The 18,089-nt window shown below is 36.8% G+C and carries 17 protein-coding genes; 3 read left to right on the top strand and 14 right to left on the bottom strand.

The window, feature by feature from the left end:
- Positions 1-207: 207 nt before the first annotated feature.
- The 10 genes from MKY46_RS13400 to MKY46_RS13445 all read right to left on the bottom strand — a co-directional run bounded on the left by MKY46_RS13400 (position 208) and on the right by MKY46_RS13445 (position 12,088).
- Positions 208-1,332 carry an HBL/NHE enterotoxin family protein gene (locus MKY46_RS13400; protein WP_036126924.1) on the bottom strand — a complete coding sequence of 375 codons (1,125 nt, stop codon included), beginning with the start codon at positions 1,330-1,332 and terminating at the stop codon, positions 208-210.
- 39 nt (positions 1,333-1,371) lie between these two features.
- Complete coding sequence (hblD, locus tag MKY46_RS13405; RefSeq protein ID WP_340811405.1) at positions 1,372-2,601, bottom strand: hemolysin BL lytic component L1; 1,230 nt, start codon at positions 2,599-2,601, stop codon at positions 1,372-1,374.
- Between the two features lie 46 nt (positions 2,602-2,647).
- On the bottom strand, positions 2,648-3,967 hold the full coding sequence (gene hblC / locus MKY46_RS13410; protein ID WP_036126937.1) for a hemolysin BL lytic component L2: 1,320 nt from the start codon (positions 3,965-3,967) through the stop codon (positions 2,648-2,650).
- 702 nt (positions 3,968-4,669) lie between these two features.
- Entirely contained in the window at positions 4,670-5,935 is a 1,266-nt protein-coding gene (locus MKY46_RS13415; protein ID WP_340834490.1) for an MFS transporter, read from the bottom strand.
- Between the two features lie 214 nt (positions 5,936-6,149).
- Complete coding sequence (locus MKY46_RS13420) at positions 6,150-7,337, bottom strand: MFS transporter (RefSeq protein ID WP_036126945.1); 1,188 nt, start codon at positions 7,335-7,337, stop codon at positions 6,150-6,152.
- Positions 7,338-7,557: 220 nt separating this feature from the next.
- On the bottom strand, positions 7,558-8,427 hold the full coding sequence (locus MKY46_RS13425) for a metal ABC transporter permease (protein ID WP_036126947.1): 870 nt from the start codon (positions 8,425-8,427) through the stop codon (positions 7,558-7,560).
- The gene (locus MKY46_RS13430; protein WP_036126949.1) at positions 8,424-9,296 is read right to left on the bottom strand and encodes a metal ABC transporter permease; all 873 of its coding nucleotides are present in this window, start codon (positions 9,294-9,296) and stop codon (positions 8,424-8,426) included. The genes MKY46_RS13425 and MKY46_RS13430 overlap by 4 nt, the downstream gene beginning before the upstream one ends.
- A gap of 11 nt (positions 9,297-9,307) precedes the next feature.
- Positions 9,308-10,036, bottom strand: coding sequence for a metal ABC transporter ATP-binding protein (locus MKY46_RS13435; RefSeq protein ID WP_036126951.1), 729 nt, complete (start codon positions 10,034-10,036; stop codon positions 9,308-9,310).
- A gap of 9 nt (positions 10,037-10,045) precedes the next feature.
- Complete coding sequence (locus MKY46_RS13440) at positions 10,046-10,960, bottom strand: metal ABC transporter solute-binding protein, Zn/Mn family (RefSeq protein WP_036126954.1); 915 nt, start codon at positions 10,958-10,960, stop codon at positions 10,046-10,048.
- A 519-nt stretch (positions 10,961-11,479) separates the two neighbouring features.
- Positions 11,480-12,088, bottom strand: a complete 609-nt coding sequence (locus MKY46_RS13445) for a TetR/AcrR family transcriptional regulator (protein WP_089932598.1) — start codon at positions 12,086-12,088, stop codon at positions 11,480-11,482.
- 162 nt (positions 12,089-12,250) lie between these two features.
- Between MKY46_RS13445 and MKY46_RS13450 the strand changes: the two genes are divergently transcribed.
- Positions 12,251-12,988 carry an SDR family NAD(P)-dependent oxidoreductase gene (locus MKY46_RS13450; RefSeq protein WP_089932596.1) on the top strand — a complete coding sequence of 246 codons (738 nt, stop codon included), beginning with the start codon at positions 12,251-12,253 and terminating at the stop codon, positions 12,986-12,988.
- Positions 12,989-13,114: 126 nt separating this feature from the next.
- Entirely contained in the window at positions 13,115-14,143 is a 1,029-nt protein-coding gene (locus MKY46_RS13455) for an S-layer homology domain-containing protein (protein WP_036126958.1), read from the top strand.
- A gap of 22 nt (positions 14,144-14,165) precedes the next feature.
- Here MKY46_RS13455 and MKY46_RS13460 read toward each other — a convergent pair whose 3' ends face one another.
- The 4 genes from MKY46_RS13460 to MKY46_RS13475 all read right to left on the bottom strand — a co-directional run bounded on the left by MKY46_RS13460 (position 14,166) and on the right by MKY46_RS13475 (position 17,409).
- Entirely contained in the window at positions 14,166-15,065 is a 900-nt protein-coding gene (locus tag MKY46_RS13460) for a LysR family transcriptional regulator (protein WP_340834493.1), read from the bottom strand.
- 483 nt (positions 15,066-15,548) lie between these two features.
- Positions 15,549-16,088: a flavodoxin family protein gene (locus MKY46_RS13465; RefSeq protein ID WP_089932594.1), complete on the bottom strand. Its 540-nt coding sequence runs from the start codon at positions 16,086-16,088 to the stop codon at positions 15,549-15,551.
- A gap of 263 nt (positions 16,089-16,351) precedes the next feature.
- A complete protein-coding gene (locus tag MKY46_RS13470) occupies positions 16,352-16,978 on the bottom strand; it encodes a nitroreductase family protein (RefSeq protein WP_340809157.1) in 627 nt (208 codons plus the stop codon).
- 26 nt (positions 16,979-17,004) lie between these two features.
- Positions 17,005-17,409 (bottom strand): Ohr family peroxiredoxin, encoded by a 405-nt coding sequence (locus tag MKY46_RS13475; RefSeq protein WP_036126965.1) that lies wholly within the window; start codon positions 17,407-17,409, stop codon positions 17,005-17,007.
- A 150-nt stretch (positions 17,410-17,559) separates the two neighbouring features.
- Here MKY46_RS13475 and MKY46_RS13480 point away from each other — a divergent pair, with 150 nt between their 5' ends.
- Entirely contained in the window at positions 17,560-17,997 is a 438-nt protein-coding gene (locus tag MKY46_RS13480) for a MarR family winged helix-turn-helix transcriptional regulator (RefSeq protein ID WP_036126967.1), read from the top strand.
- Positions 17,998-18,089: the final 92 nt, after the last annotated feature.

An 18,089-nucleotide genomic window follows, 5' to 3' on the forward strand; every position in this document is an offset into this window, starting at 1 on the left:
TATTATACTCCATTATCCAATGTTTTTTGAAAATGGATGGACAAGCTATAAAGAGTAGCTTCAAAAAACGTTTTTCCCAATCTACCTCTTTTAAAATACAAGTCTTATTAGATGGAATTAACAGGTGCATTGCATCGTTTTTTATAATCATAAAAAACGATGCAATAGAAATTCATGCCAATTATCAATAGCAAAAAGTAAAGTAATCTACTTTGAAGATTCTAGATTTAATTCTTTTATTCCCTCTTTTAATGTGACTGCATCTATTTTTAATGTTTTCCAGCTGTCTTTAGCTGCATTCAAGTTAGGAAGTAAAAATTTAAATTTATTTTGTTCGGCCTTATCAGCTGCATTCTCAATATGTCTGAGTACTCCTGTATATTGAGAATCTAAGTCATTCCATTGTGCAGACATAAAAGTGAGAGCATTGATCGCATCATCAAGTGCATTATACATCTCACTAATACTATTATGCGCAACTCCAACTACACGATTTAATGTTAATTTATAATCAACTGTCTGTTGTAATTGTTTTAATAACGGTTCTAATTGACTTAAATTCTCTTTTGCAATCCCCAACATAATACCGCCGGCAATTAGTGTAGGAATAGTAGGCACCGCTATTGTTATTATTCCATCAGATTCTAATTTTTTATAATAGTTTACTGATTCTAAAACTTCATTTAAGCGTTTTTGATCATCCTCAACTGCTGCCCCTTGGTTTTTTAAAATTGACTGTAAGAGCTCTTTGTTACTTCCAAATGCTCTGACATCTTTTCCAATATTGTCTCTTAATTCCGTTAACGCTTCTATTAATTGTTGTGCACATTTTTGATTTTCTTGAATTTCTTCTCGTAAATCTGTAATTCCTTCTATTAATGTTTCTCCATCATTTGCATTTATTGCATATACAATAACATCATAATAATTTTCAAATTTAGTATCGTATTCAATAATCCCCGTCAATGTATCGATCAACTGTTTTTTTACTTTTGTATCCCATGTAAGGGCGTGTGCTCTTGCATCCTTTTGGTCTTGTACAATTTTACCCGGTAAATCCTCGTATCCATTAATATTTATTCCTTCAAAGTTCACATCTGGATTTTTGATCAACATATACGAATAAGCATTCATAGATTTTGCGAAAAGCCCAGCCTTTTGCAAGGTTTCTCTCATTTTGGCTTCATTTGCTGAAAGAGACGTATCATCATAGTTCGTTTGCTCCATTTTGCTTGTAGTTGCATAAGCGGTTACTGGTGATACTATAGAAGTGGATGTCAGGGTTAAAGCGGCTGATACAGCAAGTAGATTGTAAAGAAACTTATTATTCATTTTATATTCCTCCCTATATACTTTTTAAGTTTTTGTGCATTAGTCTTGTGTGAAAGCAATGTCTTTTGCAATAAATTCCGCATCTTTATGAATATCATTCCAACTTTGTTTAGCTGCTTTTAAATCATCAGGTATTAAAGAGAGCTTATGATCTTGCATTTGATCGATATTATCATATAAGTCTTTATAATTTGCCCCCATTGTATTCCATTGCTTTTGGATGTTTGTTAGAGACATGATTGCTTGATCCACTGTTTGATACAAATATGTCAACGTGTCTTTTGTGTTATTAAGTGCAATAACGGCTTGGTTAGCAAGATCAGCTTTCGTGCTTAATTCCCCTATTTTATGGGAAATTTCGTTATAGGCATTCATATGATTAGATGCCATAATACCGGATGCTGTCCCTAAACCAATACCAGCTGCACCGAGTGCTGTAAGGCCACCAACAACAACCGGCGTTGCTGTTCCACCAGTCACAACAATTACTACCCCTCCTGCAATCGTCCCAATAACTAAAATAGCTGCTCCCAATCCTCCTCCAATTGACCATGCCAATACATTGTTAAAATGGTCTTTCTGAGTGGAAGATAGCTGCTGAATTTCAGCATGAAGTTGTGGAATCAATGCTTCTTTTCCAGCTAATATGGCTGTTAATCCACCCTTCCCATCTGGACCACCGACATTATTTTTAAAATCAATTGAATTTGTATAGAGTTTCGTTTTGAAATTTTCTAATATGTTAATTACTTCTGTCACTTCTTTTGAATTTGTATGAATTGAACTGATTAGATCACCAATGCCTTCTTTTAGCCCCTCCCTATCTTTTTTTTGGACAATGTCTATTAATGTGTCGTAATAATTATTAAATTGTTCATCGTAATTCACGATATTACGTGCTGTCTTTTGAATTTTTGGCTTCGCTGTATCTAACCAATAATTTGCATTGATTCGAGACAGATCCTGATTAAGGTGAATATTTTTGATTAATTCTCCCCCTTCTGACCCTAGATCAATATTGGAGAGATTTACATTCGGTTGCTTAATCATTGTTTTTGCGTACAAATCCATTACAAGAATATGAGATCCCGTTTCCGCTAACGCCTTCTTCAGTCCCTCAGGTCCTAATTCATAATTATCCTGTTTTTGAACGACCTCTTTTTGAGCGCTCCATTCTTGTGCAAACGCATGAATAGATGTACTATTATTAGCAGTTAAAAGCGTTGTCAATGCAGCCAAGGTTAACACCTTATACGAAAATTTCTTCATATTTTTTCCTCCCTACTTTTCGATAGGTTTTTACAAATTCTAAGCATCAAAATTTATTAACCTGTTCCTCAAGTTGATTGATTATATTTTTTAATCTTCTTAATGTATCTTGTTGAGACAGTTGATTCGCCGCATCAGCATCAGTTGATAATTTTGTTATATTATTTTTTATTAGGTTCAAATCTGCTTTATAGCGTTTCAATAGGTCAATTTCTACATCTACTTGACTAGCAAATGTATGCAAATCATGCTGCATAAGAAGAAGCATGGATTGTTGTAAATCTGCTATTGTTAGTTTCTTTGTTAAATCATATAGTTTTTGATTTTGGATCTCTAAATCATCTAAATATGCTCTTTGTTCAGCCATTAGTTTGTTAACTTCAGCGAAGGTATTATATGTTTTTTTGATTTTTTCTGGGTCAATTGTTTTCATAAGGTCATACTCTTTTGATTTTGTAGCAGCGGCTGCAGCAATTTCAGCTTGTTTATCTTTCTCAATTTTTTCACGAGCCTCTTTTTTAGCTGCTTCAATCTCTAGAATAGATTTCCCCTGTTCTTTTGCTTCTTGCTCTGCTTTTTTCTCTGCTTCTAGAATAGCGTTGTTAATTTCCTTTCCTTTGTTATAGGCTGCCACCGCTATTTGAGCTGCTGGTTCAATGATATCTTTTGAAAGACTATAAATCTCTTGGAAAATATTGAGTCCCTGTTCATTTAAAGCTCCTGGTATCAATGCGATTTGCTGTAAATCATTGTGAATTGATTTTTTTGTATTTAATAATTCAGCCTTTAGCTTGTCTATTTTCCCTGTTCCCTCTGCGCTTAGTACCTCCTGCGCTTTTATCACATCAGTATCGAGATTTTTTAGTTTTTTATCAAGCTGTAATTTAAGATCTGTTAGCTCATTCATTTGATATTGAACACTTTCTTCGTTTGTCAGAACCATTTCTTGAAGAACTTCCAATCTATCCAAAAAGCCTTCCTTATTTTCCTTAGTGTCTACAAATTCTTTTAATGTAGGATAATAGGCCTGAAATTTTGTTACAAAGCCTTTACTTTTTGAATTGAGTAAAATTAACTTTGGATAAAGTTCCACTGCCCACTCTTTCATATCTTGTTTTATTAGAAATTGCTCTGTATTTAAAGCTGGTACTTCCTCTAACTGTACATTAGGGTTCATCAAAGCTTTGTCTATATACATTTGAATCAATTTTGATTGTGCACCTAATTTTCTTAATGATGAGGACAGAGCCACGTTCTCTTCTTGCATTTCTACTTGCACTATAGGCGTTGCAAAAGAATGGATAGGACTCACTCCAGTAGCAACAATCGATGTTATTATCAACCCTGTAATTATTTTCTTTTTCATTGTTTGTACCTCCCTACATAGATTGCCACACTATTTTTATTACAATTTATTCTACATTTGTACACCTCTAATCTACTATTGATATTAGGAAAGTTCTGAATAAGAATAGACATCCCTAATAACATAAATTTTAGAGAAAGACACATATTTTGGCAAAAAACAACATAAATAGGCTATTTAATGATGAAAATAGATTTTTATGTCGTTTATTTTTTTGAAAAACCACTAAAACAAACTAAATAAGTCTATATTTGTTACATTTTTCTAATAATGAGTGGATTTAGGGATGAATATTGACATATTTTTTACTGAAAAACTATATTTTGTATGAATAGATAAACTTAGAAATTCTAATTTTTTCGCTTATTTTATAGAGTTCACGCTATTCACATTTCAACTTCTTCCATTTCCAACTAGATAAAAACTTTTGTCCCCATAGAAAAACACCTTCACGTTGATTTGATAAGTTTATCAACGAAAGGTGTTTTTATTTGTCTTGTTAGATTTTTACTTTGAAAAATGAGAGGTACAGCTTTCGTCTGCTTTTTCACCATTAGCAGCCATTTTTTCTTATTAAAATACTATTTATCGAGAAAGAAAATAACTATAGGAAAAGGTTCACTTTTCTTTGAAGCAACTCTTTAAACTTTGAAACTATCCCCAAACAAGATTGTTTCGTAACCAATGTAGTTTATACTATGCTCAAGCTCTTTTAGACCAAATCACTACGGGAATGAGCAGTAAAGACAATAGCCCTCCTGCTAAGGACAATGCCGCATAACTAGCATTCGCTACGACCATTCCTGATAGAGCACCACCAGATGCCCCCGCTAGTGCAACTAAAACATCCATTTTCCCTTGTGTTTTTGCACGTGTAGACGGCTCGGTCGCATCAACAATTTGTGCGGTACCACTAATTAAACCGAAGTTCCAGCCTAACCCCAGTAAAGAAAGTGCTATTATTAATAAAACCATCGAATCGCTTGGAGCGAATGCCGCTAATAAACCCGCTAGTAGCAAGGTAACACCGGCGGCGATACTCATGGCTGTTCGTCCAACTTTATCAACAAGAATACCTGTTACAAGCGATGGCAGATACATAGCCCCTACATGAAATCCAATAACAATGCCTACTTCCGATAATCCATGTCCATGATGTTTCATATGTACTGGTGTCATCGTCATGATTGCGACCATGACAATCTGTGTCAGAACCATCACCGTTGCCCCTACTGCTAACCCTCTTTTATTGCCAGCTGTATACAAGGATGGTGCTTTATTATCTTTGTTCATTTTTTGCTTATATTTCTCAATGGCCTTGGCTATTTCTAAAGGATCAGGACGTAACATAATAAATAACACAAGCCCTGCGACAATAAAGGCAACCGCAGATAATAGAAAAGGACCTGCAAGAGCTGGAACACCAATGGATAGCGCCACTCTCCCCATCATTTCTACTAAATTCGGACCTAAAACAGCACCGAACGTTGTCATCAGCATAGTCGTACTAATCGCCGTGGCACGTTGTTTATCATTGGCTAAATCCGTCCCAGCATAGCGAGCCTGTAAATTCGCCGCAGTGCCAGCACCATAGATTAATAGAGAAGCGAACAAAACGATCACACTATTCATTATAGCGGCCAAAACGACACCTATGGCCCCTATTCCACCGACTATAAAACCTGTTGCTAAGCCTGTGCGACGGCCATATCGCTGCGACAGTTTCCCTACAATGAAAGCTGCCCCTGCAGAGCCTAACGTAAACAATGCAGACGGTACACCTGCATAAGCATCTGTCCCTAGCATTTGTTGGGCTAACAGAGCACCTACTGTAATACCTGCCGCAAGCCCAGCTCCACCAAAAATTTGAGATAGACTGACAACGACCAACACACGCCTATATAAGTTTTTTAGTTTCTCTGGAGACGCTATATAGGATTCTATTGAACCTTGATCTTTTACAACCATTTTTCAACCTTCCTTCTCTAAATATAATGTATTCTCTATGTAAATATCCCTTTTAAAGTGCCATCATCTTCAAGGTATTCTATGCATACCAATCAAGATTAATTGAATCTATAAAATAAAGAAGGAACCGTCCTCATTTCATAGACAGTTCCTTTCATCTGCCACCACCCTTATATCGCTAGAGGTATTGGTGTAGAGCATGGGTTACATTGAATTAATACGCATGCATAACCACTTTCTTCTTTTTAGAATAGAGTAAGAAAGTAGTTGTTAAACCTAAGCTAATAATCCCGAAAATAAGCCCCATGCCACTTAAACCGATTAAATCTAGCATCATCCCTGTAGATAAGAGCACGACTTGGAAGACGACCGAATCAATCATATTACGGAATGAGAAAAAACGTCCGTGGAACTGTTTCGGTACTTGTTTCTGGAAAATAACCATCGTTGTCGGAAAAAAACAGCCAACTGAAAAGCCAAAGACCCCAAATGCCACTAAAGCAAAAAAAGGAATTTCCGCCAGTAATAATAATAGCTCCATTGAGCCGATAATAAAGGCTAATGAAAAGAGCAGTGTGCCCATGTGTACACGTTCAGCAATTATTTTTAAGCCTGCAGCACCTAGCATAAAGCCAATGCCTTCGACTGTATATAACAATCCTGAGATGGTTGTTGATTGATGGATTTCAGAAATTTTCATAATGACTAAATTGAAAGAGCCTAAAAATAATGTGGGAATTAACATTAAGACGAGTGTCATCAGGACGACCGGATGCTCCTTCACCATAGGCCATACTTCTTTAAAGTTTCCTTTATCTTTGTGTGTCAGTGTTGCATTTGTCGTTTCATCTAATTGCAGTAAGCTTGTAATAACAAACATGATCACATAGACAATAAATGAAATAATATATAGCCATTTTAAGTCAAAGAAGCTTAACATAAACCCTGCTGCGGCTGTGCCAACAATTCTTGAAATGGTTCTGGCATTCATTTGCCAAGCATTAAGCGTAATTAAATCTTGTTCCTTCGCAATCATTGGAATAATCGATTGCAAGGCAGGCATATAAAATGCGGCTGCTATTTGCAACGTAATTAAAAAAAGAATCATCCAAATAACCGAATTGGTATAAAGTGCGATAAACATAAATAAAACACTAATGATTCGTCCGATACTTGCCATTTGGACAACCGTTTTTTTCTTCGATTGGTCAATGATGCGCCCTGCCATTGGACCGACGACCAAGCCTGCTAAAATACCACAGGAAATAATTAATGATTTGTGAAAGTCTGAAGGTACTACCTCTTGCATAAAGGCTAGATTTCCAATAATGCCAGCCCATAGGCCAAGTCCGACGACAAATTCACCTAATAAAATAATCCATACGTTTCGATTTCTCCACATGCTGTTCTCCTTGTTGTTTCTTCAATAAAATTTATCGTAACAAACTATTAAATATTCGTACATAAAAATATAGAAAAATTTGTTAGAATCTAAGCCTTCTCTTTCTAGCATTTCTTAATGAGTATACTATTTTTCCTAACTGAAATACTCATCCAAAAGGTTGAACTTCCATCTAAAAGAAAAAACACCGTTTGATGAGCGCATCAAACAGTGTTTTTCGTTAAGACATTTCTAGCTTATGAACAAGTGCTTTTTTTCTGCGTTCGATTATTTTTTGGCTGATGAACGTCACAATAAATATTAACCCTACCGTTGTCGCCATCATACCAGCTATAGAAGTATCCCAAAACTTCGCTAAATAATAGCCGATAACAGAAGCAGCAGCACCAAAGAGCATACTATAGACAAACATTTGCTTAATCGTCTTACTAATTAAATAGGAAGTGGCGGCTGGCCCAATCAACATGGCCACTACTAAAATGGCCCCTACACTATCAAATGCCGCAACAGTCGTGAACGAAATGGATGTCATAAAGCCATAATGAAGAAATACAACGGGAATCCCAATAGTAGCCGCATACACAGGATCAAAAGTGGCAAGCTTCATTTCTTTAAAGAATAACAGCAAGAAGGCAATATTAATTACTAGGACGAGTAACAACATCCACACGGCCTTAGGCATCGCTAGCCCAAGCAGTGACCATTTATCCCAAGGTACAAAAGCAATTTCCCCCATTAGAACATGTTCAACGTCTAAATGGACATTGCCGGCATATAAGGTGATCAGAAGGACACCTGCCGCAAACAAGGAGGTAAAGACCACCCCTATTGCGGCATCTTCTTGAATGCCAGAAGAATGCAATAGTTGCACAAGGTAGGCTGTTAAAATTCCTGCAAACGCAGCACCTACAAGCATCCAAAAGCCATTTAATGTCTGGGTAACAAGATAGGCCATCACAATACCAAAGAGCACCGTATGACTGATGGCATCTGCGATCATGGACATTCTACGCAAGATGAGGAAGACACCTGCAATCCCACATGTCACACCAACTAATAATCCTGTGAATACAACCCAAAATTCGATCATCCTACATCACCCTGCTTTCGAAATTGCATTTTTCTACGATATTTACTAATTTGACCTGCAGGACTAATAAAATACGATATAAAGAATATTCCTGCTGCTACTAAGACGATAATCGGACCAGTCGATAACCCTGTTCGAATCGCACTAATAAAAGTTCCTGTTATGCCCGCAATTCCTCCAATCGCGGCACTCAAAATAAGCATCGTGCTTAATTTTTGTGTCCATAGCTTGGCACTTGCAGCAGGAATAATTAATAAAGCAGACATTAATATGACGCCGACAGCTTGTATACCTGTGACAATTGTCATCACAATTAAAACTGTTAAGGTTGCCTTTAAAGCCTCAATCGGTAAGCCAATCCCTTTTGCATATACAGGATCAAAGATGAGTAGCTTCCATTCCTTATAGAGTAAGAGGCTAACCATTATAATAATGGTTGCACTAATAAACAGCCACATTAAATCCGCTTTGGTCATCGTCGCTGCCTTGCCAAAAATAAAATTATTCAGACCGCTTTGATTACCAAGTGGACTACGGTTGACAACTGTTAAAAATACTACACCAACACCAAAAAATACAGTGAGGACTAAACCAATGGCAGCGTCAGCCTTCATTTTTGAAAACGATACAATCCATTGTATACAATACACAGATAATGCAGATGTGATGCCCGCTCCTAGCATTAAAACCGGCAATTCCTTTTGACCTGTTAGCAGGAATGCGAGCGCAATACCTGGTAATGCTGCATGTGCCGCAGCGTCACCAACTAAGCTTTGTTTTTGCAAGAAGGAGAAGGTGCCTGTTATACCAGCTGCAATGCCCAATAGCATTGTTCCACTAAGTACCCACAATAAATTACCACTTAACATTGTGTCCCTCCTTACGCATGCTGCATCATGAATAGTTTACCACCATACGTTTTTTGTAATTGTTCTGGTGTAAAAACATCTTCTGTTGCACCTGATGCTAAAATCGTTTTGTTTAATAGAATCGTATAATCAAAGTATTCTTTGACGGTTTGAAGATCATGATGGACGACAAAAATACTTTTTCCCTGTGCCTTTAAATCTTTTAAAATATCAATAATGGTTTTTTCAGTCGCAGCATCTACACCTGCAAATGGTTCATCTAAAAAATAAATATCTGCATTTTGAGCAAGTGCTCTAGCTAGGAATACACGCTGCTGCTGACCTCCTGACAATTGTCCGATGGAGCGCTCTGCAAAGTCCAGCATCCCAACGCTTGCTAACGCTTGTCGCGCAACAATTTTATCTTGCTTGGATGGTCTTTTAAATAAACCCGTATGGCCATAACGTCCCATGAGCACTACATCCAGCGCATTTGTAGGAAAATCCCAATCCACAGCATTACGCTGAGGGACATAGCCAACAACTAAACTTTTCGGCTCAAACACCTTCCCTAAAATTTCAACCTTTCCTACTTTATTAGGAAGTTGATTTAAAATGGCCTTTAAAAAGGTTGATTTCCCTGCACCATTCGGACCAATAATGGCCGCTAGATGACCTTTAGGTACCGTCACACAGGCATTCTCTAATACTGTTTTTTTATCATATGCTACTGATAGATTTTCTACTGTTAATGCATCCATACCATTCACCTACTTTAATGCATCGACGATTGTGTCGATGTTATGTTGATACATACCAATATATGTACCTTCCGTTGTTCCTTCAGCACCCATGGCATCTGAGAATAATTCCCCACCGATGACAATGTCGTGACCTTTTTCTTTAGCCCCTTCAATAACAGCCTTCATCGCTTTATCGGATACACTCGATTCTATAAAGAGAGCTTTAATCTTATTTTCTACTAAAAAATCAACCATTTCCTGAACATCCTTAACACCATACTCTGAATCTGTACTAAGCCCTTGTAAACCACGTACTTCAAACCCTTGGCTTCTACCAAAATAATTGAACGCATCATGAGCAGTTACTAAGATTCGTTGCTGTTGTGGTATTTCGTTCACACGGTTTTGAGCATAGCTTTGTAAATCATCCAGCTTCTTTAGATAAGATGCTTCATTCGTTTGAAAATCATCTTTAAATTCAGGGTATTCTTCCTGAAGTTGTGTACTGATTGCTTTGACAACGCCTTTCCATAGCTCAATATCAAACCATATATGCGGATCATGTAGCATCGAATCATCGTCACTTGCAAGGAGCTGCTTTTCATCTAATGTCTCGCCCACTGCTAAAACCGTTTTGTCCTTCGCCATTTGTTCAAAAATATCGAGCATTTGGCCTTCTAAATGTAAGCCATTGTAAAAAATGACTTCTGCTTTATCCAATTTCGATAAATCACTTTGTGTCGCCTTGTATAAATGGGGATCTACCCCTGGGCCCATCAATGCTGATACTTGTAAATGATCGCCACTAATTTCTTTGATTGCATCGGCTATTTGTCCAGTTGTTGCGACAACAATGCCTTCTTTCTTTCCCTCTGTTTCAGTTGAACAACCGAATAATAGAAGGGAGAGTGATAGTACCATTACACCTAACCATTGTTTCATTTTTTTACCTCATCTTTCTCTTTTTTAGTGATTGCTTGAAAAATAGCTAATATGTACGAAGTAGTGAGTTAGCGGACAAGCCATACCTTTCCTGTCATGCCCGCCTTTTAGCAACTGCTGTCGTTCACATCACCGATTTTTCTCATACAATCGCTTAATTTATATTCATTTTCCTAATAAGCTGGCGCCAGCTCATCCAGAAAAGTATTAACACTATGCCTGCCCCTACAGAATCTGTGAGTTTCCATAGTATTGCCAGAAGGATTAAAATGACCATTGGAAAAATTGTCAGTTTGATATCACCTAAATCTTTCATACACGCACTCTTCTTTCTCTGCAGATATTTTGTTTCCCTTAGGAAAAATATATGCTTAAAACAAAAATAATTCAACCTTTTTATGAAAATTTCTTTTGAAAATTTTTTTCATTAAGAAAATATAATTTCGCCCAAACAAAAAAATCCCTAATTATTTCATTAGAGATTTTTTATAAAAATGCAAAATATATTATACAAACCTTTCACTCTTCTTTTTCCAGTGGCTTCCCTATAAATTCAAATGCATAAATATGAGTTTTAGTTAGTTCGATAATATCCTTAATTAAAGCGTCTTCCGATTTTTCATAACCACTTGCAATCCATTGCATCATCAATCCATAAAAACCGTATGAAGTATAATGCTTGAACATGTCCATATTGACTGGCTGCTGATTGATCGTTTCAAATTTAAATTGCTCTTGATATATTTTTGTAATGGTTAGGGGCATACGTGTATGCAATCCAGGAATTGTATCTTCAACATTCAGCAGCTCGAAAAATAGTCGATGCTTGTAAATATAATGAATAATATTAAAGGACGGTGCTTTCAATTTCGTCGTATACACCTTTTCCCCATATAAATAAGGTTCACCTACTGCGACTTCCAGACCATTCAACATCTGTTCGAGCAAATTTTCCGCTAACTCAAATTTATCTTGAAAATGCACATAAAAAGTACTACGGTTATAGCCAGCTCGTTCCACAATATCCTTCACTGTCAAGGCTTGAAACCCATGCTTTTTAATTAATTCGACAAACGCCTCATAAAAATGACGACGGGTTCTTTCCTGTCTTTGTGTCCATTTTGGCAATTTTACTTCCTCCCTTTTAGACATTTCGGGCAAATATGTCTACTAGTTAGACACTTGCTACGACATTAATGATTGTTTCCAATTTCAAGCGTTTTACAATAAAAGTACACCGTCATTTACGCAGTGTGCAAGAAAAAATTATAATTTAAGGGAGTGTCATATATGGGGAAATTACAAGATAAAGTCGCAATCATTACAGGTGGTGCTTCTGGTATTGGTGCCGCAACCGCTCAATTATTTGTAGCAGAAGGCGCAAAAGTAGTACTTGTGGACTTAAACGAGGAAAAAGGCCAAGCCTTTGCTGCCGAATTACAGGCAGCTGGTGCAAAGGCTATATTTATCAAAGCAAATGTAACAGACGAAAATGAAGTAGCAGCTATTTATCAAACAACAATTGAGACATTTGGCAAAATCGATGTCCTTTTTAATAATGCTGGAATTGGTCGTGTCACACCAACTGAGGAGCTTCCTTATGCGGAATGGCGTCAAACTGTCAATGTAGATTTAGATGGTGTATTTTTAATGGCGCAGGCTGCCATTAAAGAAATGCTGAAAGTGAATAGCGGTACAATCGTTAATACGGCTTCGATGTATGGTTGGGTTGGCTCACCAGGATCAGCCGCCTATAATGCAGCAAAAGGGGGCGTTATTAATTTAACGCGTTCATTAGCATTGGAGTTTGCTACTCGTGGTATTCGTGTCAATGCCCTATGCCCGGGTTTTATTGATACACCGATTATTCCAGAAGAAAGCAAAGAGCCACTACGTCAAGTAACACCTATGCAACGCTTAGGACAACCAGAAGAAATGGCAAAAGCTGTTTTATTCATGGCTTGTGATGATTCAACCTTTATGACAGGTAACACATTAACTGTAGATGGTGGCTACACAGCCCAATAATTACATCGTAAATAATCGCTTCCCCACAAGGGACAGCGATTATTTTTTGTGCTAGAAAAATTTGCAGTTTTTATCCATTTCCTGCAAACTATTACTAAAGCGAGCAAGAAAGGATGAAAACGACGAATGAAAAAATTAGTATGTACCTTATTATTTTCCATTCTGATTGTTGCCAGTGCAGGCAATGTACAAGCTTCTGGCTTTCGAGATGTATCAGAGGATCATTATGCCTATGAAGCGATTGTATGGGCAGAAGAGTATGATATTGTCAACGGCTTTACAGATGGTACATTTAAACCAAATGCCACGATTACTGAACAGCAGTTGGCCAAATTGCTAGCTAATTTTTATGAGCTTGAATCACCCATCGATGAGTTAAAGAAACAGACCCCTACGGCAAACTGGTCGGATGAATTTTATAACCAACTCGCTAGCTATGGTGTACCTTTAAATGGTTATTTTGATAACCGAATTCGAGCGGCTACTGTGAAGCGCGGTGTCGTGGCACAAGCAATTGCTCATTTAGCTAGCGGGAAGAAAGGGTTAGATCAATCTATTCAATTTTTACTTGATACCTATATTTCTTCAGGGCAAAATCCACAGTATGAAGATCGAAATTTACAGAAGTTTTATGGCGTAATGAACAATATGACACGTGCACAAGTTGTCACGATGCTCTATCGCATGGATGAACGAAATTTTTATGAAATTTCAGCAGACGCACAGTCCATTCATGATAATGCCAACAATGTATCTTTAAGTACAAGAGCGAAAAATGCTCAAAACCAGCTCGATAAATCATTACAGCAAAATACCCCTAGCAAAAGTGCCTGGGAAGGCGTTTATACGTATTATTATAAATGGGGAAAAGGAACAAATGATTTTAATCGCCGCGATGCCATCATTTCCAATGCCACAAACAACAGCTTTTCTCTTGCTTTAACGGCGAATGATGGCACCGCTTCAGGTAGTGTCAATGGTACCGCCACAATCACAAGCAGTACAAAAGCCATCATGAATAAATCCTCTAATGGCAATCGTTGTGTCGTCGAGGTAGAGCGTTTATCTAATAACGCCCTGAAAGTGTCCGAGATTGATTGCCGTGCAGAGCGTAATGAAAGCACTAATTTCTCTGGTACATTAAAGAAGCAATAGCTTGCAACAGAGTCTGATTCATTCAGGCTCTTTTTTCATTGCCAAATGCTTCATAGCTAAGCTTGGCTATAGCAATAAAATCCTGTAAATAGGCATGCATATGCTTATCTTTATGCCATGCAATATCTGTATAAATGGGCGCTAGGTCGATTGTGGACGGTAGCTCCACTAAATTTCCACTTTCCAACTCTTTTTCTACAACCATTTTAGGCAAAAACGTGATACCTAAGCCTGCCATCACACATTGCTTTATCGCCTCAATACTGGCAAACTCAATCATTTGTGAAGGCAAGACACCTTCTTGCTGTAGCTGTGCTTCTAAATGATTCCGATAGGAGCACCCCATTTCTGTTAACAGCATAGTTTCAATTGATAGTTGTTGAGCAGATAAAGGCTGCCTGATTTCTTTAGAGGCACTGACAAAAACAAGCTGTTCTTGAATCAATCGTTCTCGCTGTAGCATGGCGGTTTCCTGATACGTATCTGTTATAAATGCAACGTCGAGTTTGCCTTTTTGTAATAATTCCTTCGCAATGTCTGTCGTATGCACTGGCTTAAAAATGATTTTCACATGCGGGTGCGCTTGTTGAAATTGTTGTAAAATAGTTGGCAGTCGATAGACACATTGGCTCTCCTGTGCCCCCACTTTTAAGACAACTTGCACCTGTTCATTGGACATCGCTTTTTTCATATCATGATCTAGCTCTAGCATTTTTTTTGCATACTGTTGGAGATGTTTCCCCTCCTCTGTCAGGACAATGCGTTTTCCTAGCCGCTCAAAAAGAATAACACCCAATTCTTGTTCTAATGTTTTAATTTGGGCTGTAATACTGGACTGGGCATAGTCGAGACGCTGTGCTGTCTGGGTAAAGCTTAATGTTTCAGATGCCGTTAAAAACGTTTGGAGCTGCTTCATATCCATTCACTTAATCCCCTTCATTCGGATTTTCCGATAGATTTTACCGAAACATTCATAAAAATCGATAGTAAAATTCAGTTTACACTAGTTAGTAGTTGAAAGAAAGAAGTTGCGTCTCATGATTCATCGCAAATTCTGGACAACAAAGCAATGTCGAATAATGAACAGATATCATGTTAGCAGGTGTACCACACGACAATTTATATAGCCAAGGATTTAACATTGAACCTATCTATGATTTACGTCACGACGTTATGACTTTCTGATGCTCGAGAGAATTTTAAAAAACATGGTAATCGATTTTGCCAAACCGAGCGACAACAAAAGAACCTTTAATCAAATAAAAAGAAACGGATTTGGAAGCTACATATCGTCCAAATCCGTTTTTAAATCGCGGGAGAAAATTTTGTTCTATTCTTTATATGTCTTTAACATAAGAGCATAAATGATCTTTTTTAGTAGCTAACATACATCAGAAACAAAATGCTATTGTAATTCTTTTCGAAGACATTCAGCTGCAGACAACGCTGTTAAATCTTGAAGGATATCTCCTGGTTTGTTTCCTTCTCCTAAAATATACCCTTCAAAGGTTGTGCCAATAAAGTCAAAGATATGTTGAAACTGCTGAATCATTGGTAAACCTTTCATATAAGGTTGATCTCCACCAACTGCAATTACATAGGCTTTTTTAGAAGACATCATTGCTTTGAAATTAGGATAATTTGGGTCTCTTAAAGTTTGTGACCACCGATCAATAAAGTTTTTCATCGCCCCTGTCATGCTATACCAATAAATAGGGGTCGAAAAAACAAGAATATCATGCGGGAGTATACGATCTATGATGGCGTTATAATCATCGTTTACTTCGGAAAATCCCCCCTCTTCATGTCGCTTATCTATTATTGGTTGAATGACATAATCCTTTAGATAAACTTCTTCAACATTTAAGCCTTGCGTGATTAATTTTGTCAGTGTCTCTACATTCCCATTCGGACGATTTCCACCGTAAATAACTGCTATTGACATATTGATTATCCCCTCTTCCTTAAAATTCCCTACTATTGTTTCCGAATGCTTATATCTTATTATGATTTTACAAATCGATAAAGATGATTATTTCGATAAAATAGATCGAAAAAATTGATTATAAAGAGGTTGCTAAATGGAAAAGAAACAAGTATTACTTTCAAGCACGCTAAAAGGAGAGCTTTCACCCTCCCCTTTTAAAATCAAATCATATTATGAAGCCTTTGTTTTGGCTATTTTTTAATGTGAGTCGTTCTCTAACATTATTTATTGAACCTTACAATGTGATCAATTGAAAGACGTGAAGAGCCATAAGCTGGTGCAGCTGCTTCACCAATTGCTAATAATAGTATAGGTACTTCATTCGCAGGTAATTCCATGTACTCAGCAAATTTAGCTTTATCAAACCCACCCATTGGAACTGTATCATAACCCATTTCTTTCGCCAATAGCATTATTTGCATAGAAACTAAGCCAGCATCAAAGTGTACGATATTTTCTAATGTTTTTGCCGAAGCTGAGCCATACATTGTTAATGCGTCTTGAGCAAGCTTATTGGCAATTTCTTCTGGCATATAGCCTAATTCCACATTTTTTGCATAGATTTCCTTTGCATTTAAATACATTTCAGTATCACCAATGACAGCAATAATGGCAGAGGCGGTTTCGATTTGCTCTTGATTAAACGAAAAGAAATTAATATTCTTTTGAATTTCCCTATCATCAATGACAATAAATCGCCATGGTTGCATGTTACTTGAAGAAGGCGCTGAAGTAGCATCTTGCAACAGCTGCACTATTGTTTCACGAGAAATTTTAGTATTAGCATTGTATTTACGAACTGATTTTCGCTCCTGCATAATTTGTTTTAATGGTGTAGTTGATAACATGTCATTTCCCTCTTTTTCAAAAAAATTTAAACTGCTTTAATTATTACATTGATATTTCCCATTGTTGCCTTTGAATATGGGCACACTGTATGTGTTAACTCTAATAATTCCTGTGCTTCTTCCAATGCTAACCCTTCAATATGTCCTTCGATGTCAACAGCAAGCACATAGTCAAAAGTAGCTTGTTCCATTAATTTGACTGTTACTTTAATTGTTGATGCGTTGTTTAGTTTTTTTTGGCGTTTAATTAAATCTAATGCACTATTAAAGCAGGCACTATAACCTGCCGCAAATAATTGCTCTGGGTTTGTCACATTAGCTAATTTTGAGCCTGGTGGTGCAATTTTTAAAGAGAGTGATTGATCCTCTGCATATGATGTGCCACTACGCCCACCATCATTAATCATTGTAGTTGAGTATAATTCTTTCATAACCGAAAACCCCATATCTATATTAGTATTTTAAATTGTATACAATTTAATTTTTACAAATCGAATTGTACACAATTTAATTGCGTTTGACAAGTAGGAACTTTATTTTTAATATAAATGTAATGAGAAGAACTTTAAGAGGGGATTTTTATGCCTAATCATTTAGATAATCAACTGTGCTTTCTTTTGTATGCCACATCAAAGGAAATCATTCGACAATACACATTATTATTAAAGCCATATGATCTAACTTATACAGGTTATATCACTTTATTAGCTTTGGAGGAAAACGAACAAATAACAGTGAAAGAATTGGGACAACGTTTATTTTTAGATTCAGGTACATTAACACCGTTGCTCAAAAAGTTAGAGGCGAAGGGCTATATTTGTCGTGAGCGTTCCAAGGATGACGAACGACAAATGCAAATTTATTTATCAAAAGAAGGCAGTAATGTCCGTTGTATGCTACCAGAAGTGTCACGACAAGTAATGCAACAATCAAATATTTCAGAGCAGCAATTTATACAACTGAAAAATGTTCTTCAAGATATTATGCACAACGACTGGACAATAAAAGATAAAAAATAAAGTAATGAATATTGTAACCCTAAAACTTTTGATTCATGCTATAGCGGCGGTATCACGTAACAATAATTTTATATAATCAACATAAAGAACCG

Source organism: Lysinibacillus sp. FSL M8-0355 (assembly GCF_038008985.1).
Lineage (GTDB): Bacteria > Bacillota > Bacilli > Bacillales_A > Planococcaceae > Lysinibacillus > Lysinibacillus fusiformis_D.

Coding starts and splice junctions, on each gene's coding strand:
- MKY46_RS13400 (WP_036126924.1), bottom strand. CDS start 1,332: ATGAATAATAAGTTTCTTTACAATCTACTTGCTGTATCAGCCGCTTTA.
- hblD (WP_340811405.1), bottom strand. CDS start 2,601: ATGAAGAAATTTTCGTATAAGGTGTTAACCTTGGCTGCATTGACAACG.
- hblC (WP_036126937.1), bottom strand. CDS start 3,967: ATGAAAAAGAAAATAATTACAGGGTTGATAATAACATCGATTGTTGCT.
- MKY46_RS13415 (WP_340834490.1), bottom strand. CDS start 5,935: ATGGTTGTAAAAGATCAAGGTTCAATAGAATCCTATATAGCGTCTCCA.
- MKY46_RS13420 (WP_036126945.1), bottom strand. CDS start 7,337: ATGTGGAGAAATCGAAACGTATGGATTATTTTATTAGGTGAATTTGTC.
- MKY46_RS13425 (WP_036126947.1), bottom strand. CDS start 8,427: ATGATCGAATTTTGGGTTGTATTCACAGGATTATTAGTTGGTGTGACA.
- MKY46_RS13430 (WP_036126949.1), bottom strand. CDS start 9,296: ATGTTAAGTGGTAATTTATTGTGGGTACTTAGTGGAACAATGCTATTG.
- MKY46_RS13435 (WP_036126951.1), bottom strand. CDS start 10,036: ATGGATGCATTAACAGTAGAAAATCTATCAGTAGCATATGATAAAAAA.
- MKY46_RS13440 (WP_036126954.1), bottom strand. CDS start 10,960: ATGAAACAATGGTTAGGTGTAATGGTACTATCACTCTCCCTTCTATTA.
- MKY46_RS13450 (WP_089932596.1), top strand. CDS start 12,251: ATGGGGAAATTACAAGATAAAGTCGCAATCATTACAGGTGGTGCTTCT.
- MKY46_RS13455 (WP_036126958.1), top strand. CDS start 13,115: ATGAAAAAATTAGTATGTACCTTATTATTTTCCATTCTGATTGTTGCC.
- MKY46_RS13460 (WP_340834493.1), bottom strand. CDS start 15,065: ATGGATATGAAGCAGCTCCAAACGTTTTTAACGGCATCTGAAACATTA.
- MKY46_RS13465 (WP_089932594.1), bottom strand. CDS start 16,088: ATGTCAATAGCAGTTATTTACGGTGGAAATCGTCCGAATGGGAATGTA.
- MKY46_RS13470 (WP_340809157.1), bottom strand. CDS start 16,978: ATGTTATCAACTACACCATTAAAACAAATTATGCAGGAGCGAAAATCA.
- MKY46_RS13475 (WP_036126965.1), bottom strand. CDS start 17,409: ATGAAAGAATTATACTCAACTACAATGATTAATGATGGTGGGCGTAGT.
- MKY46_RS13480 (WP_036126967.1), top strand. CDS start 17,560: ATGCCTAATCATTTAGATAATCAACTGTGCTTTCTTTTGTATGCCACA.